The organism is Haloferula luteola (assembly GCF_014201715.1).
GTDB lineage: Bacteria > Verrucomicrobiota > Verrucomicrobiia > Verrucomicrobiales > Akkermansiaceae > Haloferula > Haloferula luteola.
In genome coordinates this window covers 387500-413804 of sequence record NZ_JACHFD010000001.1, presented here as the reverse complement: position 1 = coordinate 413804, position 26305 = coordinate 387500, and the positions used below count along the sequence as shown (strand labels likewise).

The window sequence follows — 26305 nt, the reverse complement described above, 5'->3', positions numbered from 1 at the left end:
GATGGGGTGGAAGTTGCGGGGATCTTCGAAGATTTGCGGAATGGACCTGAAATCCTTCCGAATTCCGTCGTCAGACGCCGCGTCGATCGCCCCACAGGCGAACGTGGAGACGATCGCTGAATCGCCAGCCCTTTTCAAGTACGCGGGCGGCAAGCTCGGCGGAATGGCGATCGAGATCCTGTGAAGTGCGCCCTTCGGGCATGAGAACAATGCGCGAGGCAGGGATTTGGTGGGCTTGGGCGAGGGCTTCGATTTCTTCGATGTCGGCGTTGGATGAGGCGACGAATTTGAACCACGCTTTGGGATTGCGAGCGAAGTGGGTGAGCGCTGCGGGAACGATCCGTAAGGCTGCGTCCATCCCGGAATGGGCGAGTTTGGGGGAGACGTTGAATTGGGAAATCACGGCTTCGAAGGCGGGATCAGGGATGCGGGTGCCATTGGTTTCGACTTCAAAGGTCCACTCTGGATCGAGCTGGCGGAGGGACCGAATGGCTTCCAGCAATTCTTCTTGTTGGAGGAGAGGTTCTCCGCCGGTGAGGACGATATGGCGGCAGGGGTAGGTGGCGAGTCGTTCGACGAGGGATGCGGGGGAGATCTCGAAGGTGCAGGCAGCCTTGTCGTGCTTGATGCCGCGGTCGTGCTCCCAAGGGGTGCCCTTGAAATTCCAAGTGTAGTCGGTGTCGCACCATCGGCAATGGAGGTTGCAGCGGGAAGTGCGGACGAAGACCGCGGCCTTGCCGACGGAAACTCCTTCACCCTGAAGGGTGTGAAAGATTTCCGGGCAGTTGTCGAGGCGAGCAAGCTTCATGGGGAAGGCAGGATGGATGATGGAATGCGGGTTGTGAAAGGCGGGAATGCGAGGTTTAGCTCGGGGCCGTGAAGATCGTGACGAAGCGAGGTGATGAGGGTGAGACCGACCTGTTGTTCGGGCGCCGGATGCAGAAAAGCAGCCTGCGGGCCGAAGTACTAGGAACGCTGGATGAATTGAATTCAGCGCTGGGATGGGCCCGTGCAGCGGGGCTTTCCGAGGAGGTCGAAGGGATTGTGGATCGTGTTCAGGCCAAGTTGGTAGGGTTGATGGGTGAGCTGGCCTGTTTGCCGGAGGACGTCGAACGTTATCGAGAGAAGGGATTCGATCGGGTGGAGGCGGGCGATGTGGAGTGGTTGGAGTCCGAGGCTGAGAACTTTGAGGATCGCGACATTCGTTTTACCGGGTGGGCGCGGCCAGGTGCGGACGGTACATTGGCGCGGGCGGGACTGGATTTTGCCCGTTCGATCGCCCGGCGAGCCGAGCGGAGGACATGGGAGCTGCACGAATCAGAAGGTCCGATTTCGGTGAGTGTTCGGCTGTATTTCAATCGTTTGTCGGATCTGCTGTGGCTGATGGCGCGTGCAGGATGACCTGGGTCGCCCCCCAGCTTCCGACGCTGGCGGGATAGTGAAAGGATTCCACGCTGGGGAGGCGGCGGAGCAGGGTGTGGACGCCTTCACGCAGGGTTCCCGTGCCTTTGCCGTGGATCACCCGGACGGACCGCATGCCACGGAGTTGGCATTCATGAAAGTATTCGGGCAGGAGTTCTCCGATTTCCGATGGGCGGAAGGTGTGGAGATCGAGTTCCGCGGTGATGGGGTGTTGATGAGCTTCTTCCATGGATTTCGAAAAAGTTGATGAAATCTTCTGTTTTTTCTCTTCCCAAATGTCGTTTGGCAACTTAGGTCTCCGCCCGCCGCAAAGTAACGGTGACCGTAGCTCAGTTGGTAGAGCCCCGGATTGTGGTTCCGGTTGTCGCGGGTTCGAGCCCCGTCGGTCACCCCACCTTTTTCATCGGGAGCTCGTGAAGCTCCGGGAGGAAGAGGCGAAGGGCAGTACTTGACCATGGAGCAGAACCTCGAGAGCCGACTCGGATACAAATTCCGGAACTCCTTCCTATTGGCGGAGGCCATGACTCACCCGAGTTTGGCGTATGAATCCCGCCGGCCGCATTTCGACAATCAGCGGCTTGAATTTCTAGGAGATGCGGTGTTGCAACTGATTCTGACGGAAGATCTTTTCCGGATGTTTCCTGATTTTCCGGAGGGGATTCTCACCAAATTGCGCTCACGCTTGGTCTCGCGCCGGGCGCTGGCTCGGTTCGCACTGACGATCGACCTGGGCTCATTCGTGCTGCTCGGAAAGGGCGAAGAGGCAACAGGTGGGCGCCGTCGCACTTCGACCTTGGCTGATGCGTTTGAGGCACTGATCGGCGCGGTTTACATGGATGGGGGGTTCACGGCGGCACGCGATTTGGTTCTTCGCTTGTTTCAGAAGGAGATCGAATCTCTGGCAGGGAGTCCTGAGGAAAAGAATCCCAAGGGCGAATTGCAGGAATGCCTGCAGGCCTTGCGTCCCGAAGCTCCAGAATACGAGATTTTGGGCGAAACTGGCCCGGATCACCGCAAAGTTTTTCAGGCGCGAGTGACGTGGTGCGGAAAGGAACTGGCCCAAGGCCGTGGCAAGAGTAAGAAAGAAGCCGAGGCGCGCGCCGCAGCCGAGGCTCTCCGCAATCGCCTGTGGGAGAAGAAAGAGGCGTGAGAATTTTCACACAACGGAACACGTGCGACGCATGATGCTGACCGCACCCCGAACGACATGACCCAGCAAGCGAAAGGAAAAGATTTGGCCATCGCCTGTGCGAAGGCCGCCGCAGAAATCCAAGCCGAGAACATTCGGGTATGGGACCTGCGCGGTCTCTCGACACTGACCGATTTCATGGTGGTGTGCTCCGGAGGCTCGATGCCGCATTTGCGGGCGATCCTGCGGGACGTCCGCGGGCATGTGAAAGATTGGACGGGAGCCATGCCGGTGAATGCCGAAGGAAAGGCCGATACCCGCTGGGTGGTGCTCGACTACATCGACGTGATGGTTCACGTGATGCATGAGGAGATGCGGGACTACTATGGTCTGGAGAGTCTCTGGGGAGACGCGAAGTCAGTGGACTGGGAGTGACGGGTGGACATTGGCGACGGTTGGCGTAGGGAAACCGTCGTGAACATCGAGATTCTCAATACGGGCAGCGAGTTGCTGTTGGGCACCCGGCTGAATACTCATGGCCAATGGATGGGCCAGGAGCTCTTCAAGCTGGGTTTGCGAGTTTCCCGCTTGGTGACGGTGCCCGATGGCGAGGCCATTCATGGAGCGCTCGATGAGGCGGTTCGCCGGGCCGATGTGGTTTTGGTCACGGGAGGGTTGGGTCCGACGAGTGACGACATCACTCGAGAGGCCGCCGCCGGAGTGGCGGGGATCGAGTTGATCGAAGATGAGGCGGCGTTGCGATCGCTGGAGGCGTTTTTCGCGCAGCGGGGTCGTCCGATGGCTCCGGACAATCGCAAGCAGGCTCAGGTTCCCGTGGGGGCAGAGGTGCTCCCCAATCCACATGGCACGGCGCCGGGGATCTACATTCCTCCTCGGCTCAACCAGGCGGCGAATTGTGCTGTATTTCTCCTGCCGGGGCCACCGCGGGAGCTGTATCCGATGTGGGCGGCCGAGGTGGTGCCCAAATTGCGGGCACTGTCGGGCGGTGGTTTTCGATCCGAGATGCGGCAAATGACCTTTGCCGGGGTGGGCGAGAGTGATTTGCACCAGGAGGTCGACACGGATTTGGCCCAGATAGAAGGCTTGGAAGTCGGATATTGTGCGCGGCTGGGAGAGGTGGATGTGCGTTTGATTGGTTCCCAAGAGGCGATCGATGTCGGGCGGGCTCGGGTGATGCAGAGCTTCTCGCAACAGTGTTTTTCGGAGGCCGGAGAATCCTTGGAGGAGGTGGTGGTGAAAGCGATGCGAGTTGCAGGATTGAAGCTCGCTACCGCGGAGAGTTGCACGGGTGGGTTGATCGCCAGCCGGGTGACGGACGTCCCCGGTGCGAGTGCGGTGTTGACCCATGGATGGGTGACTTATGCCAACGAAGCGAAGATGGCTGAGCTGGGAGTTCCCGCTGAAGTGCTGGCTGAGCACGGCGCGGTGAGCGAGGCGGTGGCGGCGGCCATGGCGGAAGGGGCATTGAAGGCATCCGGTGCCGATTTGGCGGTGGCGGTGACCGGAATCGCGGGTCCCGAGGGTGGGAGTGAAGAAAAGCCGGTGGGGACGGTGTTTCTGGGCGTTGCGGAACAAGGGAAAGCCCCGAGAGTGGTTCGCCAGATGCATCCGCGAGACCGCCGAGGATTCAAACGGATGGTGAGTCAGAGTGCGCTCGATTTGATCCGTCAGGCGGTGGCGAAGCATGAAGAATCAAATCTCATTGCAGACAGCCCCTAATCCCGTCAGGTTTCATCGCAACCTCCTCAGAACGATATGCTTAAAGAATTCAAAGAATTCGCCTTCAAAGGCAACTTGGTGGACATGGCCGTGGGCTTCATCCTTGGAGCCGGATTTTCGGCGGTGGTGAAGTCATTGGTGGACAATGTGATCATGCCTCCGCTGGGCATGTTATTGGCCGGAATCAATTTCTCCAACATCAAGTGGACGATCAAGGAAGCGAACGGAGACGTTCCAGAGGTGGCCATCAAAGTGGGTCAATTTCTTCAGGACTTTCTCTCGTTCACGATCGTCGCCTTTGTGGTGTTCATCGTGGTGAAGAAAGTGATCGCAGGCTTGAAGAAAGAGGCGGAGAAGCCCGTGGCGGCACCTGCCGCACCGACGGCACAGGAGAAGTTGCTGATGGAGATCCGCGATCTCCTGAAGGCTCAGAGCTGAGACCATCTCCATTTCGCCAGCAATGGCCACGGCACCTCAAGGGGCCGTGGCTTTTTCATTTCACAAAAAATGCCGGACTTCTGCCCGCGCGGGTTCTGCTGCGGTCGAAGTCCGGCTGGAAAGGAAGGCTCTCGGGTTATTTCTCGAGTTCTTCGATTTTGGCCCGGGTCATCGGTTGTTTCTGTTCCGCCCATTGGGTGCGGAATGCTTTCGCTTCTTCGGGAGTCACCACGCTGGCTTCATTGCCGAAGGAGTTGCGAATGTAGGTCATGATGCCGGCGAGTTGCTCGTCGGAAGCGAAGGCAGCTTCAAGAGGAGCCATGATCCCCATGTAGTCCTGAGTTTCCTTGGCGATGCCCTTGAGAATGACGGCAGCGAGAATTTCGGGTTTGCCGTTGGCGATTTTCGAGCCCGCAAGGGACGGGGCCATTTTTTTATCACCGATGGGGAGGCCCTTGCCGTCTTGGCCGTGGCACGCCATGCAGGTTGGGAAGGCCTTTTGGCCGGCTTCCATCAGCTTGGCTTTGGCGTCGTCTTGCGCGGCCGCGATGCCGAGCGAGGCAAGGAATAGGATCAAAATTCGGTTCATTGGAATGCTGTGCTTGATGCGGGTTCACCATGAAACTCATCACCGTGTTGCGCAACCTCCGCGTTTTCTGCCATGAGGCATTTGCGGCGATTATTCTGTCATCGGGACGGGCTTCACTCGTTGAGTTCAATACGCAAGCGAAGGTAGCGACTTACCAAGGAAAGAGGGAATTCGAGCGTGCGCGATGCGAAGCCATCGAGGTCGGGTTCGAGAGATGATGTGGTGTCGACCGTTCCATCCGGAAGGGTGGTGGTCCATTGCTGGAGGTCCTCGGAGATTTCCACTTGGTAGGTGAGGGCGCGCTCGGCGGCATCCGTGCGTTGGGGGAAGGAAAAGCGCAGTCCGTCTGGGGTTTGTTCCAGAATCGGGCGGGAATTCGACCCATTGGAAAGAAGGGGCGAAGGGTCGAGCGGGTTGGAGCCAAGCGCATATTCAAGAAGGTTGGAGAGGCCATCCTGATCGGGATCGTCGGATTCCTCGGCGTTTTCGAGCGTGGAGGCCCAGGCGAGGTACGACGGAAGTAGAGTGAGTTGAAGAGAGGATGTGGTTTCCGACGCGGTGTCGGAACGGAGGTGAACTTCGATTTCAAGGGTGTCGACGAAGGGCGCGGTCGCCCATTCGAGTTGGGCCTCTCCGGTGGTTCCGCTGCTCAGGGTCGCCTGGCGGAGGATCCGGGAGTCGGCGGTCGTAGAGGAGATCGCGGTGGTGGAGGAAATGGTATCGGGCGATGTCGCGTCGATGGGGACCTCCAGCTCGATGTTTCCTGTGGTTCCTGAGCCTGCCTGGGAAAAGGTGAGAGGCCAAATGAGGGGATGCCCCTGGCGCGGTGCGGATGGCGTTGTGCTGGCAATCGAGAGTGTGGTCGGTGTGAAGGATGCGGGACGCATGCGGTAGCCGTCGGCAGCCATCACCGCATCGAGTTCTGACACATAGGCAGGCACGAAGATGTCGTAATTTTGATAGGCAGTCGCCTCGGAGTCCGCATTGACGGTGGTGGCGATGTAGCTGTGGACCCCGACGATGGCAGGCGCTCCGTTGACATCGACGAAGGTGGGGCTACCGGAATCGCCACCCTGGAAGTAGCAATCGTTTTCCCCCCCTGAATCCAAGGTGTAGGTGAAGTGGACGTATCGGGTTTGGAGGTCGCCGACGGTTTCCCCATAGTTGAGAGTGCGGCTGAAGGGATCGACGCTGGCCAAGGTGGCTTGGCCGCCGCGTGCAGTGATGCCAAGGACTCCTGCTTGCAGGTTGCGATAGCTGTTGTTGCTGGAGAGATTGAGGTAGGTGAGAGGAGTGATTCCGGTCGATGCCTCTACGGGGCTGGCGAGGCGCATGAGAGTGAGATCGCTGGATTCTCCATCATCCGTGATGATTGTTTTCGCGGCGATGCTGCGCTGGATGATGGTTCCGTCTGGAGTCAAAAAGCGGATGTTTTGGCCGATTCCAAACGAAGCTGCGTAATGGGTGGCGGTGACCACGTGCTGGCGACCGACGAGGGCGAACTGGACGTTGCTATTGGTCGCGAACCAGCCGACTCCTGTGAGGTCGGTGCCGGCATGGATGAACGAGGGGTTGGGGGTGGGAGACGAGGGGAAATTGAGGAAACGATCGTGAGAAGCGGCAAGGTATTCCCGGATTTGCAAGGCGGAGGCGGGTGAGACGATCGCGAGAGCGGGAAAAAGAAATCGGCGCATGACTGGGAGGCGGGAGGCGGAAACGCTCGCCGAGGTTGAACCTTCTGGCGAACGAAAGGTTGCCGGTCGATGCAGCGGGCGGCAGGCTTCTGTCCGATGGCGAAGAGCACCCTGAAAGTTCGGCTTTTTCCTCGTGCGGAGGCGACGGTGCGAGCGGGGCACCCGTGGGTGTTTTCCGATTCGGTGAAATCGACCAACCGGTCGGGTGAGGCAGGCGAATTGGCGGTGGTCTATGATCGCCAGGATCGGTTTCTGGCGGTGGGTTTCTGGGACCCGGATTCGCCGATACCTTTGCGGATCGCGCATCGAGGGGAGCCGGTTCGTTTGGATCGGTCCTGGTGGCTTTCCCGGGCAGCAGAGTGCCGGGCACGGAGGGAGGTGCTTTTTTCAGGCGAGACCAATGGCTATCGCTGCATCAATGGGGACAGTGAGGGATTTCCTGGGTTGGTGGTGGATCGCTATGGCGATACCTTGGTGGTGAAGCTCTACAGTGCGGCGTGGATTTCTCGTTGGGACGAGATGGAAGGGGTGCTGCGTGAGGTGTTTCAGCCCACTTTCCTGATCCGGCGAGTCGCGCGGAACTTGTCGGGCATCGAAGAAGGGTTCGTGGGAGAGACCGGGCCCGAGGTGGTCGTTTTTCAGGAGATGGGGTTGCATTTCGAGGCGGCTGTCCGGCACGGTCAGAAGACCGGCTTCTTTTTGGATCAGAGGGAGAATCGAGCGCGCGTCGGTGAGCTGGCGAAAGGACGCGATGTATTGAATATGTTCAGTTTTTCCGGGGGATTCTCGGTGCATGCAGCTCGTGGGGGAGCATCCAGAGTGACGGATGTCGATATCAGCGCCCACGCGTTGGAGAGTGCTGACCGGAATTTCGCACTGAACCCGGAGCTCTCCTCGGTGCCTCGAACTGGGGTGCAGGCGGATGCTTTTCGTTGGATGGGCGAGACTCAGGAGCGCTGGGATTTGATTGTAACGGATCCACCATCGCTGGCGAAACGGGAGCGGGACAAGGCGGGAGCTCTGAAAGCTTATCGCGCGCTCAATGCCCAAGCGATTCGCTGTCTGAAACCGGGGGGGGTCTTGGTGGCGGCGTCCTGTTCGGCCCACGTGCGAGCGGGAGAGTTTTTGGGCATGATTCGCGAGGAGGTTCGGCGGAGTGGGCGCGAAAGCCGGGAGCTTTGGTCGGCAGGGCATGCTCCGGACCACCCGGCGGCTTTCGCAGAAGCTCACTATTTGAAGGCGGTCGCGATGGAGTTGGGGTGAAGCACTTGCGCCCGTCCCGGTGGGCGGCTAGGGGAGGGCATGGCCCGACGCTCGTTCAGTTTCATGCTCGCTTGGCGCTACCTCAATCCGCGCCGGGCGATGCTTTCCGTCGTGGCGATGATTTCAGTGATCGGTGTGATGTTGGGCGTGCTGGCGCTGGTGGTGGTGATGTCGGTGTATTCCGGGATGGAGCGGGAGGTGAAGAACCGGTTTCTCGGGTTCATCCCCCACATCCGGCTCGAATATGCGCCCGGTGGTTTGTATCAGGGATTGGCCGATTGGCGGACGATGGCGAAGGAGGTCGAGCAGTTCGACGGAGTGGCGGAAGCGGGGCCAGTGGTGCAGGATTCGATGATGATGGACGTCGAAGGTCGGCGTCTCTACGGGACATTTCAGGGGATTGATACGGAGAGCGAAGCGGCGGTTCAGGGGCTCAAGGCGATGTTGGATCTCGATGCCTATCCGGAGAGTTCGGCCGACATGGGAATCGACGACCGGGTGGTGATTTCGTCGCGCATTGCCGGGCAGTTTGGAATTGGGGTGGGGGACTCAATCAACTTGTTGACCATGAGGAATCTGGAGGAGGTGGAGCGGGTGTTTGGCAAGACCAAGGAGCCTCCATTGCGTGAGGCGTATGCCCAACAGTTGGAAGAGATTCGGACAAGGGTGGATGCCTCATGGAAGGTGACCGCTGAAGGTTCTCAGCTGAGCACCGATGATTGGAATGCGATTTCAGAACCCTTGGTGGAGATGCTGAACTCGGGTCCGCGGGAGGCAGAGGAGGAGGTGGTTTACAATGCCCTGACTTTGCTCGATGCGGCCGACAACGATGAAGCGAATCGGGTGCAGAAGCTCGGTGCAGATTCACCCGCGCAGTTTTTGAAGATTCTCGATGAGCTGAAGACGACCGACGTTGAGAAAATGGATGCGGCGGCTCTGAAAAACATCGAGCAATTCGTGCTGCCCAAGGAGGCCGTGGTGGTGGGCGTGTATGCGACTTCACAAATGGCGATGACCCCGGATGTGTTCATGCCGCTGCACTTGGCGCAGGAGTTGGCGGGGTTGGGGGATCAAGTTCAAGGGATCGGCATCCGATTGAACGATCCGTATCAAGCCCGCGAGGTGTCGCAGCGATTGGCGGATGGGATTCAGGAGCCCGGCTGGTATCTTCAGCCGTGGATGGATGTCGAGGTGATGAAGAATTTCTCAGTGCTGATCGAGCAGCAGCGGATCATGATGTATTTCGTGCTTTCTTTTATCGTTTTGGTTTCGGCCTTTTCGATGACGGCTGTGATGTTCACGGTGACGATTCAAAAGCGCCGCGAGATTGGGGTGATGAAGGCGCTGGGCGCGGCTCCCGGGCAGATCATTCGGGTCTTTGTCTATCAGGGGATGGTTTTGGGCGCATTTGGAGCGGTGATCGGGATCGCCGTGGGGTTGCTTGTGATCCAAGTGCGGGAGCAGCTTCAGATGGTACTCAGAGGCATCGGATTTGATCCGTTCCGGGCCGATTTGACGGGCTTTACCACCTTGCCGGCTCACGTGAATCCGAGTGAGGTGGTGGTGATTGGCCTGGTGGCCTTTTTGCTCTGTGCGATGGCTGCATGGCTACCGGCGTTCTTCGCATCCCGAAGTGATGCGGCGCGTTCTCTCAGAAACCTCTAACCGTATCCTTAGGGGCTTCTGGGTAGGGAGCTTGAGGCGGTGGCTTAGGGGTCAGGATTGGAAGGACTGATAGGATTTGTAGTGGTCATCTCCAGCTCGGTGGGATGGGATGACGACCGTCATGTTTGTGGAAATCTGGCATTTGGCAATGCGTCCGGGGGTGATTCCCCTGACCTTGATGCTGATTCCGATGGGGATTTTTTGGGTGAGTTGCCTGCTGGGCTCACTGGATTTCGATTTCCTCAGTTTTGACGGCGGGGAAGGTGGCTTTGATTCGGGCGACGGTGGGGAATGGCTGGGAGGGACGGTGCGCTATTTGTTCCGCTACTTTCACGGCGATCAGGTTCCCGTGGCGGCACTACTGAGCTTTCTTTTGGTCTATGAATGGGGAGCGGTGATGGTGGTCCATTCCTTGAAAGAGGAGGTGCCGGGAGCCGCGGACTCATGGTGGATTGCGCTCGCCTGTTTGGTGCCGGCGTTGGCGCTGACAAAGCTGACCTCGCGCCTTTTGAGCCCGATGTTTGCGAATCTTCGAGGAGCCGAGGGCCTGGCGGCGCCGGTGATTGGTCGCATTGGCTTTGTGCGTAGCCGTGAGTGTGACGAGCACTCCGGGCAAGTGGAGGTTCAGAATTCGGAGGCTCCACTACTGATCAATGCCCGGCTGGCACCGGGACAACTTTCTCTTCCGCGCGGAACACGCGTGGTGGTGCGGGACCATGATCCGGTCCGAGGCACTTACTTGGTTCAACCTGATCCTGAAAACCCATGAAATTGAATTCGACATTTTTTGCCCTGATTGAGCTTCCCCCGTGGCTGGGAATCGTCGCGCTGTGTCTCGCCATTGCGATCGGCTTGGTGGTGATGGTGAGCGGAGTGTATGCGATGCTTTACCGAAAGGTGAAGAAGGGCACCGCTTTGATTCGTACCGGATTTGGTGGGACGATGGTGAATTTCAACGGGATGTTGGTTTTCCCGGTCTTTCACCGGCTCGAAACGATGGATATTTCCCTGAAGCGGATTGAGATCGATCGGACGGGGCGCAATGGATTGATTTGCAAAGATAACATGCGGGCGGATATCAAGGTCGCCTTCTTCGTTCGGGTGAATCACGCGGATGAAGATGTGCTGCGTGTGGCGCAATCGGTGGGTTGCGAGCGAGCAAGCTCGCAGGATGCGATTCGTGAGTTGTTCGATGCTAAATTCTCCGAGGCATTGAAGACGGTCGGCAAGCGCTTCGAATTCACGCAGCTCTATGAAGATCGCGATACCTTCCGGGACGAAATCTTGAAGGTGATCGGCACGGATTTGAATGGATTCGTGCTTGATGACGCCGCCATTGATTTCCTGGAACAGACGCCGATTGAGTCACTGGATCCCGACAACATTCTCGATGCTGAGGGGATCAAGAAGATCACCGAGCTGACGGCGACCCAAGCGAAGCTGGCGAACCACATTCAGCGGGACAAAGAAAAGGTGATCAAGCAACAGGATGTGGAGGCCCGGGAAGCGATTCTGGAACTTGAACGCCAGCTAGCGGAAACGGAGGCGAAGCAGCAACGGGAGGTCGACAGCGTACGAGCTCGCGAAGAGGCCGAGACGGCCAAAGTTCGTGAAGAGGAACGCCAGAAATCCGAGCGTGCCCGGATCGCCGCGGAGGAAGAAATCCAGGTCGCGGAGGAGAACAAGCAACGCCAGGTCTTGGTTGCCCAACGCAATAAAGAGCGCACGGATGCGGTCGAAGTGGAGCGAGTGAAGCGAGACCAGCAACTCGAGTCGATCGAGCGCGAGCGGCTGACGACTCTCAAGGATATCGACAAGGAAAAGGCAGTCGAAGTCGAGCGGAAGGCGATTCAGGATGTGATCAAGGAGCGCGTGGCGGTGGAGAAGCTCGTGGTCATCGAGCAAGAGCGGATCAAGGACACCGAAGCGTTTGCTGGTGCCGATCGGGAAAAGCAGGTCAAGGTGACCTTGGCCGAGGCGGTGGCGCAGGAGGAGGTGATTCGCCGGGTGAAGGAGGCGGAGGCGGTGAAGCAGGCCGCCGAGTTGGCCGCCGATCAGCGGGTTTACGAGGAGGTCAAGGCTGCCGAAGCCGCGCGCAAGGCTGCCGAGCTGAAGGCGGAAGAGCGGATCGTGATCGCCGAGGCCGAACAGGCGGCAAGCGAGAAAGAGGCGGTGGCCAAAAAGCTCCTTGCAGAGGCGACCACCAAGGAATCGGCAGCGGTGGGAATCGGCGAGGCGGAGGTCATGCTGGCGAAGGCGGATGCGACTCAAAAGCAGGGTTCTGCTGAAGCCGAGGTGCAGCGCCTGAAGCTGGAAGCCGAAGCCGACGGAATCCACAAGAAGGCGGAAGCGATGAAGTTGTTCGAGGAAGCCGGCCAGGCTCACGAGGAGTTCAAGCTGAATCTAGAGAAGGACAAGGCGATCGAATTGGCGCAGATTCACATCCAGAAGGACATCGCGGAAGCTCAGGCTATGGTGTTGGGCGAGGCGATGAAGTCGGCGAAAATCGAGATCATCGGTGGCGAGAACAAGTTCTTCGATCAGATCAGTTCAGCGATTGCTCGTGGCAAGGCAGTGGATCGATTGGTCGAGAACAGCGAGACGCTGCGCGATGTGAAAGAGACGTTCTTCAATGGCGATCCCGACTATTTCCGTTCTCAGCTTCGCGAGTGGGCGGGACAGTTCGGGGTGACGGCCGAAGATGTGAAGGACCTCACCGTGGGCGCGGTTCTGGGCAAGTTATTGGTGGATGCCAGTGGCGAAACCCGCCGCAAGTTGCTTCGTTTCCTGGGTGCCGCCGATCGTTTCGACCTCGCCGAGACGCAGGCGTCTGATCTCTTGAAATGAGCCCAATCATGGCAGGGGGTGTCGTGCCACCGGTGGCGAGGTCCGAGCGATCTTGTGGTTGTCGAGACTCTCTGCACAGCTGCCCGTTGAAATCGGCGGTGGCCTCCAGAGTTGAGGGAATTCGCAGGGATTCACTCGATCCGTCGTGGGGGAGATCGGTGGGGCCTGTCCTATTTTCGAAATGCTAGTTTGTCGTTTTTTAGCGACGTTTGATTCCTGATTCTCGATTCCCATGGCTGAGGAGAACTCAATACCCGATCAACTTGAGGGCGGAGCCTATGAGGTGATTCGCGCCCGCTTGGAGAAACACGGGAGTGCGCTGCGTGCTTCTCTGGACCGTTTGAATACCGAGCGACTCGCTGTTTTTGGCGGGGTGCAGACGGCCTTGTTAGGAACGGAGAGGATCGCGACGGAGCACAATTGTGTGGCCCGTGATTTGGTGACGGTGGGGAAGCATCGCTTTCTGTTCGGCTACAATATTCAGTTCGGACTGAAGCAGACGACGGAGGTGCAGGACGTCTTCTCGGTTTACGATTTCAACCCGGAGACCAAGGCATTCACGGCGATACCGGTTACTGAGGTGCTCGATGATCCGCGGTTCACGGCGGATTTCACCGATCTTTACAAGTATTACCGGGAAACGGTATTTCAGAAATTCCTGGTGATTGGTCCGCATCTGTTTTTGGCGATGCGGGCCGGGAAGACGTTGAGTGACATCAAGGTTTTCAAGTGGCGGATGACGGCGGACGGACTGGAATACGTGGGCAGTCGATTCGACCATGAGTATGTCTATCCGAAACAGCATGAGTTCGAATGGACACGGGCGCATCGAGGCATGCACCGGTCGGGATTGCACCCGCACATTTCGATCGAGGACCGAGTGTTCATCGAGACCGTCGGGGGTGACCTCACGGTGAAGGTGGAGGACAATACGGAGTCGGGGGAAGGGATCTACGCCGAGCCCGTCACAGAGAGCGATCAGACGCTCGATGATGCGGAAATTTTCTACGCCTGTGTAGGGTCGTTGATTCTGTTGAAAGTGCTTCCTTACCGGGAGTCCCTGCATCGTTATTTGGTCTTCAACGAGAAGACGAGAACGGTGCACCGGCTGGACGCGATTGGAGATTCGTGCGTGCTGCTTCCGGACGATCACGGGATCGTTTTTGCCAATGGCTACCTGTTGCAGAGTGGCGAGTTGAAGACGTTCGACCACGGTCTAGTTGACATGCGCTTCGAACGCCGGGTGGCCTCTTCGAATGGTGAAGACGTGCTGTTCTCGTTCTACAATCGGCCGAACGGGGAGTACGTGCTCCTTTCTTACAACCGGATTCAGCAGGGGGTGGACACCCCGATCTTGTGTTCCGGGTTCTCGCTATTTGGCGATGGGGAATTGGTGTTGTTCCGGACCGATGGCCAGCCGCAGAAGCATCATTCCCTGCAAATCTGGCAAACGCCGTATTTGGATGACGAGGCGGCAGCGGCCTGTGCGGCGGATCCTTCTTCGTATTTGTTCAAGATCGGCAATGCCGAGCTGGTACGGGGGATGGCGGAGTCCCGGGAATTGCTGACGCTGCTGCAAAAGGATGATTCGTTTTCGGGACTGTATCTCGATTTGGCAAAGCGGGCGGGAGATCTTCTGGATACCTACTTTTGGTTGGACCGTGAGGAATGCGGGTCTCTGGCAGGTCCTCTGCGGGAGATCAAAAAGGCCGCGGAGTCGGCTATCGGTGAGTTTGAAAAGGTGCAGAGATTGCGCGAAACGGCGACGGAGCGGACCGCTGGGGTGCGCGCGGCGGTCGGAGTCGCGGTGCGCGCGGCGGAAACGGCTCCGGGTGCGGAGTTGAAGGCGCTGGTGGAACATCTGTCGACCCTTCGCAAGCTGCGGGGCGAGATCATGGCTTTGGGTGAGGTGCGTTACACCGATCCGCAGGTGGTGGAGGATCTGGAGAAGGAGGTGGTGGCGGCGACGGCGGCGACATCACAAAGGACGGTGGATTTTCTGCTGGGAGAGGATTCGCTGCGTTCCTATGCAGAGGCGATCGAGGTCCAAGAAATGGGCCTGGATCGAATTGGCAAGGTGACGGAAGCCGACGAGGTGGGTGCAGCACTGGATCGCTCGGCAGGAGAGTTGGAGATGCTGATTGAAATCGTCGGCGGACTGAAGATTGCGGATGCCACGCAGACGACCGCGATCATCGAGCGGATTTCGGCACTCTACGCGAAGCTGAATGGAACGCGTGGGGGGCTGCGGAATCGGCGCAAGGAGTTGGCGCGGGGTGAGGGTGAGGCGCAGTTTTCAGCTCAGATGAAGCTGCTTTCGCAAGCGCTGGCGAACTATCTCGATCTGTGTGACACGCCGGAACGCTGTGACGAATCGCTGACGCGGTTGATGGTCCAGGTGGAAGAGTTGGAAGGGCGATTTTCGGAGTTCGATGAATACATCCTGCAGTTGGCTGCGCGCCGGGAGGAGATTTACGATGCTTTTGAAGGGCGCCGGACGCAGTTGATGGAGGCCCGCCAAAAGCGGGCTGGAGCTCTCTTCAAGAGCGCGGAGCGAATTCTCAATGGGATTCGCAATCGATTGGCGGGATTCAAGGAGATCGAGGAGGTCCACAGTTATTTTGCGACGGACCCGATGATCGAAAAGGTGCGGGATATCGTGGCGCAGCTGAGCGGATTGGGCGATCCGGTGAAGGCGGACGATCTGCAAACGCGTCTAAAGACTTTGCGCGAGGATGGCGTGAGGCAGCTGAAGGACAAAAAGGATTTGTTCGTCGACGGGCAGAATGTGCTGCGCTTCGGGAAGCATGCCTTTAGCGTGAATACGCAGCCGCTTGAGCCGACGATTGTTCCGTTTGAGGATGGCATGGCGTTCCATTTGGCTGGGACGAAGTATTTCGAGCGAATCGAGGATCCTGCATTTTTGGCGACGCGTGAGGCTTGGGATTTGGAGGTGCCGAGCGAGGGGCCAGAAGTGGCACGGGTGGAGTATTTGGCGTGGCAGTTTCTTCGGTCGGGTCGGGTCGATCGGGAGGATCTGTTGCAGGAGGTTCAGGCGTTCATGCAGCCGCGATATGCGGAGGGATACACCAAAGGGGTGCACGATGAGGATGCCGCCAAGTTGTTGGAAGCGCTGTTGCCGGTGCATGAGGAGGCGGGCTTGCTGCGCTTCGGTCCGCGGGCGCGCGCCGCGGGAATCTTGTTTTGGGATTGTTGGGAGGATTCTGCCAAGTTGATGTTGGCGGGGCAGTTGGCGAGCTACGGGAAACGTCGGATGTGGTTCCGGGAAGGGGGGGACATTGAGAGGTGGCGAGGGAAGTTGCAGAGGGGCCTGGGGCGGTGGCTGGAAGAGAGTGGTTGGTTCGCGGAGTTAGCCTCAGTGACGGAACATCAGAGCCAGGTGGTCGACTATTTGGTTGCGGAGTTGTCGCATGGGGGCGGGTTTGTGGTATCGGCTTCTGCCGCAGAGTTGGTGCGGGGATTTGAGCATGCTTTGGTGGCAAAGCGGGCCGAAGGAGCGTTTGCGGATGCGATGGCGGGGCTTCCTCCGGAAGGTCGATTCGAGGTGGTGCGAGATTGGCTGAGCGGTTTCCAGGCGAGCAGCGAGGGGGTGTTGGAAAGCACGCCAGTTGCCTTGCGGGATGCCGTCATTGATGAGGCATCCGCCCATTTGGCCCGAGGCGGATTTGAGCAAAGGTCGGTTCAGACGATCGTGTTGACGGTGGAGGTCGACGGTCTGCGTTCAGGTCATGCGAGAATCGAAGGTGGGCGTTTGGCGGTGCACTATAGCGAGTTTTTGGATCGCCTTTCGCGGCACGAGGCGACGGTTGCGGTGGCGTTTCGTGAGTTGTCGGCCATGAAGCAGCGGATGATCCACGAGAAGCGGAGTGGGATGCGGTTGGACGAGTTCAAGCCGAAGGTGATGAGTGCGTTTGTGCGGAACCGGTTGATCGACGAGGTGTATCTGCCTCTGATTGGCGACAATTTGGCCAAGCAGTTGGGAACGGCAGGAGTTGATACCCGGACAGACCGGATGGGCATGCTCCTGCTGATTTCTCCGCCGGGTTACGGAAAGACGACTTTGATGGAGTACGTGGCCGATCGTCTCGGGCTGACTTTTGTGAAGATCAATGGTCCGGCGCTGGGGCACCATGTGTTGTCGCTGGACCCCACGGAGGCCCCTAACGCGGCGGCTCGAGAGGAGGTCATTCGGCTCAATTTGGCATTGGAGATGGGCGACAACGTGATGTTGTATGTGGACGACATTCAGCACACGAATCCGGAGTTCTTGCAGAAGTTCATCAGCCTTTGCGATGCCCAAAGGAAGATCGAGGGGGTTTGGAAAGGGCGTGCCCGAACCTATGATTTGCGGGGACGGAAGGTGGCGGTGGTGATGGCTGGCAACCCCTACACGGAGAGCGGTGGAAAGTTCCAGATCCCAGACATGTTGGCGAACCGAGCGGATACCTACAATCTCGGGGATATTCTGGGTGGTCATGAAGCGGCGTTCAAATCGAGCTACATTGAGAATGCTCTGACCTCCAATGCGGCTTTGTCGCGGCTGGCGAGTCGCTCACAGAAGGATGTGCTGACGGTGATTCGGATGGCGGAGACGGGGAGCAGGGACGGAGCGGATTTCGAGGGAAACTACACGCCGGCGGAGATCGATGAAATGGTCACAGTCACTCGCCATTTGCTGGCCGTGAGGGATACGATTTTGCGGGTGAATCTGGAGTATATCCGGAGTGCCGCGCAGGAAGATGCCTATCGAACGGAACCTTCGTTCAAGCTGCAGGGCTCTTACCGCAACATGAATCGGATCGCCGAGAAGGTGTTGCCATTGATGACGGCTGAGGAGGTGCAGCAGCGGGTCGACGATCACTATCGCAGCGAGTCCCAGAACCTCACCAAGGCAGCCGAGGCGAATTTGCTGAAGTTTTATGAGCTGGAAGGTCGGCTCCAGGGGGCGCAGGAAGTCCGGTGGGAGCAGATCAAAAAAGATTTTGTGCGCCATAAGTTGCTCGGCGGAGCGGGGGAGACCGATCCGGTGGCTCGGGTGGTGGCGCAGCTGACGCAGTTCAACGACGGCTTATCTGCCATTCATCAGGGGATTGCAGCAGCAGGGGCCCATTATGCGAAGCCCCAGACCTTGGGAGAAGAGACGGTGCAGCGGTTGCAGGAGATCATCGCGGGATTGCGCGCGGTGCCGGTGGAGGTGGATATCAAAGTGGTGCCGGTGCAGGACGAGGAGGGGACGATTGAGAAGGTGGAAAAGAGCCGTTCGCCGCTGGATGTGCAGCCGGAGATCCGTCAGTTAGGTAGAGATACCGGAGGCTCTGGCGCGGGCAGTTCGTGATCGATGGGGCTTTGGAAGAGATCGATGGCGGTTTTGGCGACCCGAGCGGTGTCATACCATGCGTAGCCACCCACCCCGACGGCGCTGAGGAGGGGGATGAGGCGTGAAATGCCTTTGCCCACGGCGCGCTGGGTGATCTTGAGGCCGACTTTTCGGGCCGCGCTCTCAAGTGTTTTGTAGCTGGCTTTCTTGATGAGATAGCGTTCGCCGACGCGGACGACGAGGTCGCGCACGGCCTGTGCGGCGGTGTGCCGGAACAGGCAATAGAGCATTTGTTCTTGGGAGAGTTGGGCGCGTTTGCCGAAGACGGCGGCGATATCGGAGACCATCTGGGCCTGGATTTTCCAAACCGCGATGATTTCGGGGAGAATGGTGGCCCAGGCGAGGGGGCCGGGAGGGAGGGCAAGAACGCCTGCCGTGGTGGCGGCTCGTGAAGCCGCGGCATTGGCGATGGCGCGGGCGGCATCTGCGGGTGAGGCTGCAAGTTCACGTTGGCTCTCGGGCACCTGGCCGAGGAAGCCGAGAATGGCTTGGGTGACGGCGTGAGCGGTCTTGTCTGGAGGGGATTCGGACATGAGATGGGGAATTCATACCACGGGATGGCCGGGATGCCATCCCGGCAAACTTGGCGCTTCTCAGGCGTCGAGGCGGGGTTAGGGTCGGCGCGTGTCCGCCAAGAACATCGTGTATTTCGACCTGGAGACCCAACGCAGCTTCAATGATGTGGGGGGCTCCGCTCACAAGGACAAGATGGGCATTTCGGTAGGGGTGACTTACAGCACGGGATCGGGAGAGTACCGAATTTATGGCGAATCGGAGGTGAATGCGCTGGTGGACGAGTTGGTGCGGGCGGATTTGGTGGTGGGATGGAACCACGTTGAGTTCGATTATCCGGTGCTGCAGGGGTATACGATTTACGATCTTCCGAACCAGACGGTGAATCTCGACATGATGCTGGCCTTGCAGGAGTTGCTCGGGTTCCGATTGAAGCTGGATGCCGCGGCGAAGGGGTCGTTGGGCGGCGAAGGGAAAACGGCCGATGGTCTGGATGCCTTGCGGTGGTGGCAGGAATATAAGAAAACGGGGAGTAAGGAGCCGTTGATGAAGATTGCCGAATACTGCGCCTACGACGTCAAGGTGACGAAATGTGTGCACGAATTTGCCGTGGAGAACGGCCATCTGAAGTACCACGACCGCGGTGGCCAGTTGCAGGAAGTCGCGGTCGACTGGAAGTGAGGAATCATGGCGCGACTGGGAGAATGGTCTGAGTTGAAGGTGCTGCGAGAGCGAAAGTTCGGGCTCGCCTTGGAAGCGGGTAGTCCCTTGGGAGAGGTGCTGCTGCCGCGGGCGGAGATGCCTGCCGTGTGGGAGGTGGGGGAGAGCTTACGGGTGTTTCTTTATACCGATTCGGAGGATCGTCCGGTCGCGACGATGCGCAAGCCGAGGGCATTGCCGGGAGAGTTCGCAGCTCTGCGAGTGGTGGCGACGACGGCATTTGGTGCGTTTTTGGATTGGGGTCTGCCCAAGGATCTGCTGCTGCCGTTTGGTGAGCAACGGACGCGCCCGCGCGTGGGGCAGGTGCTGGTGGTTCGAGTGGCGGTCGACGAAGAAAGTCGGCGCATTGTCGCCTCGCAGCGATTGGGGCGTTATCTTGATTCATCGCGTCCACCCTACGTGGCGGGCGATAAGGTGGAGGCATTGATCTACGCGCGGACCGAGTTGGGTTTCAAGGCGGTGGTCGACGGGAAGTTCGGCGGGTTGATTTTTTCTAACGAGGTGTTTCAGCGGTTGCTCCCTGGGGAGCGCTGGGATGCGTGGGTGAAGCTCGTGCGGCCGGATGGGAAACTGGATCTGGTGATGCAGCCGGAAGGGCGGGAACGGATTGAGGATTTTGAGCAGCGACTGCTGATTTATTTGAGCGAGTGCGGGGGATCGAGTCCGCTGCACGATCGCAGCCCGGCGGAGGAGATTCACGCCGAGTTGGGAGTGAGCAAGAAGACTTTCAAGCAGACGGTGGGAGCCCTCTACAAGAAGCGAAAGATCGAGGTTTCTGAGGAGGGGATCCGGTTGGTGGGAGGGGAAGATTGGTCGCCTGGAAACGGAGTTTGAGTGGGTTCCGCATCCCCTGGTGTGAGGAAGTTCTTTGACCTAACGCGTGTGGCATGGATGTTGCCATGGCAGAAAGGAATCCTTCCTCCCCATGAGCATGCATCTTCCCTCACCGCCTCCGACGATCCACGAAAGCCGACTTTCTCTGAACCGACTTCTGCCGCGCTTGCGGAAGAGTTTTCCGAACGACATCGAATCTGCCGAGTGGGCAGCGTTTGAAGATCGGCTAGAGAGGCATTTCCCGGTGTTGTTTGATTTGCTGTGGCGGGTGTATGGGCCGAGCTACGATTTCTTTTTCCATGTTGAGCAGATTCTTCGGACCTGTGCGGAGGCGTGGTTGGCCCGGCCGGGGGAATTGAAGAGCCTCGATGCGACGCGTGAGGGTCATGCCACCTGGTATCAATCCAATCAGGTGGTGGGAGCGATGGCCTATGTGGACTTGTTTGCGGGCGATTTGGAAGGTCTGCGGGACAAGGTGGGGTATTTGAAGGAGCTGGGGGTGACCTACCTGCACCTGATGCCGCTCTTCAAGAGCCCGGCCGGCGACGACGACGGGGGGTATGCGATCAGCAGCTACCGCGAGGTGGACGAGGCGCTGGGGTCCATGGACGATCTGCGGCAGTTGTCGTCGGAGCTCCGGCATCATGGAATCAGTTTGGTGCTCGATTTTGTTTTCAATCACACGTCGGACGAGCACGAGTGGGCGAAGCGGGCGCAAGCGGGCGACGAGGATTACCAAGCGTACTACTGGATGTTCCCGGATCGGACGGAACCGGATGAGTATGAGAAGACGCTTCGGCCCATTTTTCCGGACGCGCATCCGGGTTCGTTCACGTATCGCACTTCATTGGGGAAATGGGTGTGGACGACGTTCAATAATTTCCAGTGGGACCTGAATTACCGAAATCCCGAAGTGTTCAACGCGATGGCGGGGGAGATGCTCTACCTGGCCAATGCGGGGGTGGAGATGTTGAGGATGGATGCGGTGCCATTTCTTTGGAAGGAGAAGGGGACGAATTGCGAAAATCTCGAGGAGGCTCACCTCCTGATCCAAGCCTTCAATTCTGTGGCCAGGATTGCCGCTCCGGCGTTGGTCTTCAAGTCGGAGGCAATCGTTGCTCCCGACGACATCAAGAAGTATGTGTCGGAGGAGGAGTGCCATTTGTCGTATGATCCACCGTTGATGGTGCTGCTGTGGAACTCGTTGGCTTCGCGAGATTGCAGCATGATGTTGCACGCTTTGCCGAAGCGCTTCGAGCTCCCGGAGGGGTGCTCGTGGGTGAATTATCTGCGCTGTCACGACGACATCGGGTGGGGGTTCGAAGATCGTGATCTTTGGGAGTTGGGGATCAATCCGCACGACCACCGTTGGTTTTTGAATCGCTTTTTTATCGGCGAGCATGAAGCCAGTTTTTCACGGGGGCGATTGTTCCAGCACAATCCGCAGACGGGCGATGCTCGAATTTGTGGAACGACGGCTTCGTTGTGTGGTTTGGAGAAGGCGCGTTTCGAGAAGGATGCGCATCAGGAGGATTTCGCGATCCGACGGATGCTTTTGCTCTACGGAATCATTTTCACGATGGGAGGGATTCCGCTGGTTTACCTGGGGGATGAAATCGGTCTCCAAAATGACTACAGCTACGAGAACGATATCGAGAAGGCGGGGGACGAGCGTTGGTTGCACCGGCCGCCATTTGATTGGGAGGTAGCAGAACTCCGTCGCGACCCCGAGACGGTAGAAGGCAGGATTTTCAACGGCCTGCTCATGCTTTGCCGGATCCGAAAAAACAATCAGGCCTTCCATGCGACGCGCACGGAGTTTGTCGATTTGGGAAATCGCCACGTGTTCGGATATTTCCGGGTGCACGAGGGGCAGAGCATTTTGTGTTTGGCGAATTTCAATGATCACCCGGAGGAGATTCCTGCGACTCGGCTGCGGCAGCTCGGATTGCGAAAGACATTTACCGATCTGGTGGCGGGTCAGCCTATCGTGGCGACCGAGAAGTTGGTGATGGAGCCTCTCCAATTCATGGCGATCTTGTGATGCCGAATTTCAACGGCATCGAGGCTCCTCCCTCGCGATTCAGGTTCCACGCCCTCGATTTGAGCGGGTGGGTATTTCAAGAGCTGCTGACGGGAGTGAGCTTTTCCTCCGTGGCGACGCGGAAGAAGTGAGGTGTCTCTTCAATGGGCGTCGTGAAGGATTGCGATCCGGTCAGGTTCGTTTGGCCTGTGACGGTGGACCACTGGAAGGTGGAATCTGCTGTCTGGAGGGTCGCCGCGACTCCGGGGTTCAATTCGAAGGTGAGGGAGAACTGGCTCTGGTCGACAGCTGTCGTGAGCAGAGGGGCGTCCACGGTTGGGGTAAGGATGAAATCATCGACACCGACGTAGGCATCCTCGCCGACTCCATTTACGGGAAAGACCCGGAGACCGACTTCAGAGATGGAGGCGAGGAACCCATCACCCGGTTGGAAGGCGACAAATTCGCCGTCTTGGAAGTAGAACCACTCGTCGGAGAAAGAGAAGTGAGGGAAATACCAGTTAGGTCCGTCTTCAAATTCCTCGCCGAAACTCGCAAGGGAATAGTAGTAGGCCGATCCGATGGGGCCCGACGCGTAGACGGCGATATCCAGCGAGTCGATTTCGGCTGGATCGATGGAAATCGCGACGTCGATGCCTTCGATTTTCTGGGCTCCGTAGTCACCCACGAAGGCTCCTTGCGCGGTTTGGGCATCGGCGAAGAACCAGACGCCATCGCCGCCTAGAAAGAAGGAGTAGGCATAGGGATTGATGTCTGAAGCGGTTCCCGACCATAGGGGGGGAGCAACGGCGTCGTCGTCATAGGCGTAAAGGCTCCAGGCGTCGGTATTGTCTTGTGTCGGAAATCCTTCCCAGGCTCCGGCGATGGCATCGGCGTGGGCGGCAGGCAGGAGTGCGAGGAAGAGAAAGGGCTGGAGAGGAGATTGCATGAGGCCTTGAGACGGTCGCGCGGAGGTTTGTATTCGGAGAGAGTGGTTCTCTGCCGAGGGGCGTGACCCTCCGCTGGATCTGCGATCGGTCAACTTGGATGCGTCGATTCGCTCAAATGGCGCGAGGTCCAGGCATGGGGGATCGAGCCGAGTCCATGCAGCCTGCAGTCGGAGGGGCGGCTCAGGTCATCTCCCGGCAGGTCCACCGCACTCTTTATGGGTCGGTGGTATCTGGTGCTCCCTTGAAGGAGGCTCCCGTTCGGGCGATAGGGATGATCAGACCCGGAGGTCTATTCGCCTGTGTCCGGGTAGGATCCGAGGATCTTGACCAGAGAGCAATGTTTCTCGAGAGCTTCGAGGGATTCGCGAAGTTGGGGATCTTCGCAATGGCCGGCTAGGTCGACGTAGAAGATGTATTCCCAGTCTTTGCGTTTCGAGGGGCGGCTTTCGATTTTCGACATGTTGATGTCGAAGTGCTCAAAGGCTTGAAGGGCTCTGACCAATGAGCCGGGGCGGTCGTGAATGGCGAATAGCAGCGAGGTGCGATCGTTTCCCGTGGGAGGGCAGGTCTTTTCTCCAATGACCAAGAAGCGGGTGGTGTTGGTCGCTCGGTCCTGGATGCACTCTTCAAGCAGGGTGAGGCCATTGAGCTCGGCAGCGAGAGGGCCGCCCAGAGCCGCGGCGCCTTCGCTGGCTTTCTCGCGGGCGATTTCCGCGGCGCGAGTGGTGGATGAGACTTCGACCAGGTCGGCCTCAGGAAAATGGCGAAGAATCCAGTTCCGACATTGGCCGAACACCTGAGGGTGTGAGTAGAGCGTGCGAATCTGTTCGCGAGGAATCGAAGCCATCAGGCCATTCTCGATGCGCATGAGAATCTGCGCGCAGATTTGGAGCTGAGAATCGACGAACAAATCAAGGGTGTGCGAAACGGCACCTTCGGTGGAGTTTTCGATGGGGACGACGCCATAGTCTGCTTTGCGTCGGCTGACCTGATCGAAGACCTCGGAGAAGTTGGGCTGGGCGGAATAGGCAACGGAATGGCCGAACTTTTTGATGGCCGCTTGGTGGGTCCAAGTGCCTTCGGGACCGAGATAGGCGATTTTAAGGTCGTCTTCGAGGGCCAGTGCCGCGGACATGATCTCCCGATAAATGGCGAGGATCGACTTCTCTGGCAATCGGCCGGTGTTCATGGCCACCAGCTTGCGGAGAAGGGCCTGCTCACGCTCCGGGGCGTAGATCTGAAGGCCGTCGCGCTTTTTGACGACTCCCACTTCGTGGACGAGGTCAGCACGGTCGGAGAGCAGTTGAAGCAATTGGCGGTCGATGCGATCGATGTCGCTGCGGATGTCGTCGAGGTTCACTTGGATATCTGGGAGGCGTCTTCCGTCGGGGCGGCATCGGCACCGGCGGCTTTGAGGGCGAGTTGTTCTTCTGGGCCTGGGGCAGGGGTGGCGTCGCTGGGCTCCGGAAGCTTCACTTTCCGCAACTCTCCGGCATTGGGGAGGTCGTCGATCGATCGAATGCCGAAGTGTTCGAAGAAAAGTTCCGTAGTTTCGTAGAGGAGGGGACGTCCGGGTAGCTCTGCACGGCCCCCGATCCGGACCAGTTCCCGGTCGAGGAGCTTTTGCAGCATGCCATCGCAGGAAACGCCACGCACGGCTTCAATGGCCGCTTTGGTGATGGGCTGGCGATAGGCGATGATGGCCAGAGTCTCCATGGCAGGGGCGCTCAGCCGCTCAGGGCGACGTCCGGGGAAAAGCTGGCGCACGAACTCGCCATAGTCGCCGCGGGTAAAGATTCGCCAGCCCTTGGCCCGTTCCGAGAGGGTGAAGGCGCGATGGGTATCGCGGTAGTGGCGGTTCAGCTCGCCAATCGCGGCGACCACTTGCTCGCCGGACAGGGTCGCGAGGGGAGTGAGCCAATCCGGCAGTTCGGGCGGCTGTTCCCCTTCCTCGATCTGCCGAGCACGCACGTCCTCGGCCTCGGCGACACGAGCCCGGATCAGCCGGGCGATTTCCTCGGCGGGCAGGGCCTCGTCGGAGGCAGTGAGTAGGGCTTCGATGATCGAGGTCAGTTCCATGACGGGCGGGCAGCTTAGTGGTCCGGAGCGGCAGTTCAAGCGTCCCGAACCGGGACGGAGAAGGGAAGGCACAAAACTTTCCGCTTGAAGTGAATCGGGTCCGACGCTAATCGACCGCGCCCCTCGTCGGAGGGCCTGTGGTGGGCTCCTCCTGTTCAGGCACTTTGCGAACAGACCCTCGAACAATGGCTGCCAAAAAAGCTGCAAAGAAGGCGACGGCCCCAAAGGCCGCGAAAGAGACCTCGGCCCCGGACGCCGAAACCCAAGCCGTCGCTGATGCGAACGGTTCCGAAGCGACGAAACTCAGCTCCTTTGTCGTCAAGCAGCGCCAGCGCCTTCTCGATCTTCGCGACGAGTTGGTGGACGCGATGTCAGGCGTGGCCGGTGAGATCCGCAATGGCCCAGAAGGCAGTGAGGCTTCTGGCAGTGGGATGCACCAGGGTGATGCCGGGAGCGATGCCTACGACCGTGATTTCGCGCTCAGTGTGCTGGCGAAAGAGCAGGATGCCCTTTATGAAATCGAGCAGGCTCTGCGCCGGATCGAGCGCGGCGTCTATGGCGTGTGCGAAATGTCCGGGGAAAAAATCCCGCAAGCTCGCCTTGAGGCGATTCCCTTTGCCCGCCTGACGGTGCAGTGCCAGGCCCAGTGGGAGAAGGAGTATGGCAATCAGCGTTACCGCCCGAAGAGTGAAGTGGGCTTCAGCAATGGCCGACTTTCCGATGATGACGACGATTCTGATTCGGTTTCTCTTGACGGTGACAATGATTGATTTAGTCTCCGCGCCCCTGCGTCATTCGACCTGAGTTTCCCACCCCTTTCATTCATGCCACGCGATATCATTATCCTTGAGTGCACCGAGGCCCGCGCCGAGGGCAAATCCCCGTCGCGCTATGTGACGACTCGCAACAAGAAGAGCCTCCGCACGCCCGGCCGCCTCGAGAAGGTGAAATTCAATCCGGCTCTTCAGCGTCGCACCATTCACCGCGAACTTCGCTAATCC

At 58.7% G+C, this 26305-nt stretch carries 23 protein-coding genes and 1 tRNA gene; 16 read left to right on the top strand and 8 right to left on the bottom strand.

Going from position 1 to position 26305, the window contains the following annotated elements; all coding sequences use genetic code 11:
* Positions 1-70: 70 nt before the first annotated feature.
* The gene (locus HNR46_RS01760; protein ID WP_184015202.1) at positions 71-808 is read right to left on the bottom strand and encodes a 7-carboxy-7-deazaguanine synthase QueE; all 738 of its coding nucleotides are present in this window, start codon (positions 806-808) and stop codon (positions 71-73) included.
* 68 nt (positions 809-876) lie between these two features.
* Here HNR46_RS01760 and HNR46_RS01755 point away from each other — a divergent pair, with 68 nt between their 5' ends.
* Entirely contained in the window at positions 877-1401 is a 525-nt protein-coding gene (locus HNR46_RS01755) for a cob(I)yrinic acid a,c-diamide adenosyltransferase (RefSeq protein ID WP_184015200.1), read from the top strand.
* Here HNR46_RS01755 and HNR46_RS01750 read toward each other — a convergent pair.
* A complete protein-coding gene (locus HNR46_RS01750; protein ID WP_184015198.1) occupies positions 1355-1651 on the bottom strand; it encodes a Smr/MutS family protein in 297 nt (98 codons plus the stop codon). The genes HNR46_RS01755 and HNR46_RS01750 overlap by 47 nt on opposite strands.
* An 89-nt stretch (positions 1652-1740) precedes the next feature.
* On the opposite strand from HNR46_RS01750, the gene HNR46_RS01745 reads away from it, so the two are divergent.
* The 5 genes from HNR46_RS01745 to mscL all read left to right on the top strand — a co-directional run bounded on the left by HNR46_RS01745 (position 1741) and on the right by mscL (position 4729).
* A tRNA-His gene (locus HNR46_RS01745) sits at positions 1741-1816 on the top strand.
* A 60-nt stretch (positions 1817-1876) separates the two neighbouring features.
* Complete coding sequence (gene rnc, locus HNR46_RS01740) at positions 1877-2572, top strand: ribonuclease III (protein ID WP_184015196.1); 696 nt, start codon at positions 1877-1879, stop codon at positions 2570-2572.
* A gap of 57 nt (positions 2573-2629) precedes the next feature.
* On the top strand, positions 2630-2986 hold the full coding sequence (rsfS, locus tag HNR46_RS01735) for a ribosome silencing factor (RefSeq protein WP_184015194.1): 357 nt from the start codon (positions 2630-2632) through the stop codon (positions 2984-2986).
* A gap of 39 nt (positions 2987-3025) precedes the next feature.
* On the top strand, positions 3026-4291 hold the full coding sequence (locus HNR46_RS01730; RefSeq protein ID WP_343076005.1) for a competence/damage-inducible protein A: 1266 nt from the start codon (positions 3026-3028) through the stop codon (positions 4289-4291).
* A 36-nt stretch (positions 4292-4327) separates the two neighbouring features.
* Complete coding sequence (gene mscL / locus HNR46_RS01725) at positions 4328-4729, top strand: large-conductance mechanosensitive channel protein MscL (RefSeq protein WP_184015192.1); 402 nt, start codon at positions 4328-4330, stop codon at positions 4727-4729.
* Between the two features lie 136 nt (positions 4730-4865).
* Here the strand turns inward: mscL and HNR46_RS01720 are convergent, their stop codons facing one another.
* Positions 4866-5318, bottom strand: a complete 453-nt coding sequence (locus HNR46_RS01720; RefSeq protein WP_184015190.1) for a c-type cytochrome — start codon at positions 5316-5318, stop codon at positions 4866-4868.
* A 113-nt stretch (positions 5319-5431) separates the two neighbouring features.
* Positions 5432-7012, bottom strand: a complete 1581-nt coding sequence (locus tag HNR46_RS01715) for a trypsin-like serine peptidase (protein WP_184015189.1) — start codon at positions 7010-7012, stop codon at positions 5432-5434.
* A 96-nt stretch (positions 7013-7108) separates the two neighbouring features.
* On the opposite strand from HNR46_RS01715, the gene HNR46_RS01710 reads away from it, so the two are divergent.
* From HNR46_RS01710 to HNR46_RS21135, 5 genes are all read left to right on the top strand, one after another.
* Positions 7109-8275, top strand: a complete 1167-nt coding sequence (locus tag HNR46_RS01710; protein ID WP_184015188.1) for a class I SAM-dependent rRNA methyltransferase — start codon at positions 7109-7111, stop codon at positions 8273-8275.
* A gap of 39 nt (positions 8276-8314) precedes the next feature.
* Positions 8315-9940: an FtsX-like permease family protein gene (locus tag HNR46_RS01705; protein WP_184015187.1), complete on the top strand. Its 1626-nt coding sequence runs from the start codon at positions 8315-8317 to the stop codon at positions 9938-9940.
* A 121-nt stretch (positions 9941-10061) separates the two neighbouring features.
* The gene (locus HNR46_RS01700) at positions 10062-10709 is read left to right on the top strand and encodes a hypothetical protein (protein WP_184015186.1); all 648 of its coding nucleotides are present in this window, start codon (positions 10062-10064) and stop codon (positions 10707-10709) included.
* Positions 10706-12787 (top strand): flotillin family protein, encoded by a 2082-nt coding sequence (locus HNR46_RS01695; protein ID WP_184015185.1) that lies wholly within the window; start codon positions 10706-10708, stop codon positions 12785-12787. Before HNR46_RS01700 ends, HNR46_RS01695 begins: the two co-directional genes overlap by 4 nt.
* A gap of 232 nt (positions 12788-13019) precedes the next feature.
* On the top strand, positions 13020-18143 hold the full coding sequence (locus HNR46_RS21135; RefSeq protein WP_184015184.1) for a DNA repair ATPase: 5124 nt from the start codon (positions 13020-13022) through the stop codon (positions 18141-18143).
* Here HNR46_RS21135 and HNR46_RS01685 read toward each other — a convergent pair.
* Complete coding sequence (locus HNR46_RS01685) at positions 18098-18718, bottom strand: hypothetical protein (RefSeq protein WP_184015182.1); 621 nt, start codon at positions 18716-18718, stop codon at positions 18098-18100. The genes HNR46_RS21135 and HNR46_RS01685 overlap by 46 nt on opposite strands.
* Before the next feature lie 91 nt (positions 18719-18809).
* On the opposite strand from HNR46_RS01685, the gene HNR46_RS01680 reads away from it, so the two are divergent.
* From HNR46_RS01680 to HNR46_RS01670, 3 genes are all read left to right on the top strand, one after another.
* Positions 18810-19379: a ribonuclease H-like domain-containing protein gene (locus tag HNR46_RS01680; RefSeq protein ID WP_184015180.1), complete on the top strand. Its 570-nt coding sequence runs from the start codon at positions 18810-18812 to the stop codon at positions 19377-19379.
* Positions 19380-19385: 6 nt separating this feature from the next.
* Positions 19386-20252, top strand: coding sequence for a CvfB family protein (locus HNR46_RS01675; protein ID WP_184015178.1), 867 nt, complete (start codon positions 19386-19388; stop codon positions 20250-20252).
* A 91-nt stretch (positions 20253-20343) separates the two neighbouring features.
* Complete coding sequence (locus tag HNR46_RS01670) at positions 20344-22296, top strand: amylosucrase (RefSeq protein ID WP_221284954.1); 1953 nt, start codon at positions 20344-20346, stop codon at positions 22294-22296.
* A gap of 76 nt (positions 22297-22372) precedes the next feature.
* Here the strand turns inward: HNR46_RS01670 and HNR46_RS01665 are convergent, their stop codons facing one another.
* From HNR46_RS01665 to scpB, 3 genes are all read right to left on the bottom strand, one after another.
* Positions 22373-23224, bottom strand: coding sequence for a hypothetical protein (locus tag HNR46_RS01665; RefSeq protein ID WP_184015176.1), 852 nt, complete (start codon positions 23222-23224; stop codon positions 22373-22375).
* Between the two features lie 290 nt (positions 23225-23514).
* Positions 23515-24585: a prephenate dehydratase gene (gene pheA, locus HNR46_RS01660; protein ID WP_184015174.1), complete on the bottom strand. Its 1071-nt coding sequence runs from the start codon at positions 24583-24585 to the stop codon at positions 23515-23517.
* Positions 24582-25304 carry an SMC-Scp complex subunit ScpB gene (gene scpB / locus HNR46_RS01655; protein WP_184015172.1) on the bottom strand — a complete coding sequence of 241 codons (723 nt, stop codon included), beginning with the start codon at positions 25302-25304 and terminating at the stop codon, positions 24582-24584. Before scpB ends, pheA begins: the two co-directional genes overlap by 4 nt.
* A 185-nt stretch (positions 25305-25489) precedes the next feature.
* Between scpB and HNR46_RS01650 the strand changes: the two genes are divergently transcribed.
* Together HNR46_RS01650 and rpmG are read left to right on the top strand one after the other, a co-directional pair.
* Positions 25490-26074 carry a TraR/DksA family transcriptional regulator gene (locus HNR46_RS01650; protein WP_184015170.1) on the top strand — a complete coding sequence of 195 codons (585 nt, stop codon included), beginning with the start codon at positions 25490-25492 and terminating at the stop codon, positions 26072-26074.
* Positions 26075-26128: 54 nt separating this feature from the next.
* Positions 26129-26302, top strand: a complete 174-nt coding sequence (rpmG, locus tag HNR46_RS01645) for a 50S ribosomal protein L33 (protein WP_184015168.1) — start codon at positions 26129-26131, stop codon at positions 26300-26302.
* Positions 26303-26305: the final 3 nt, after the last annotated feature.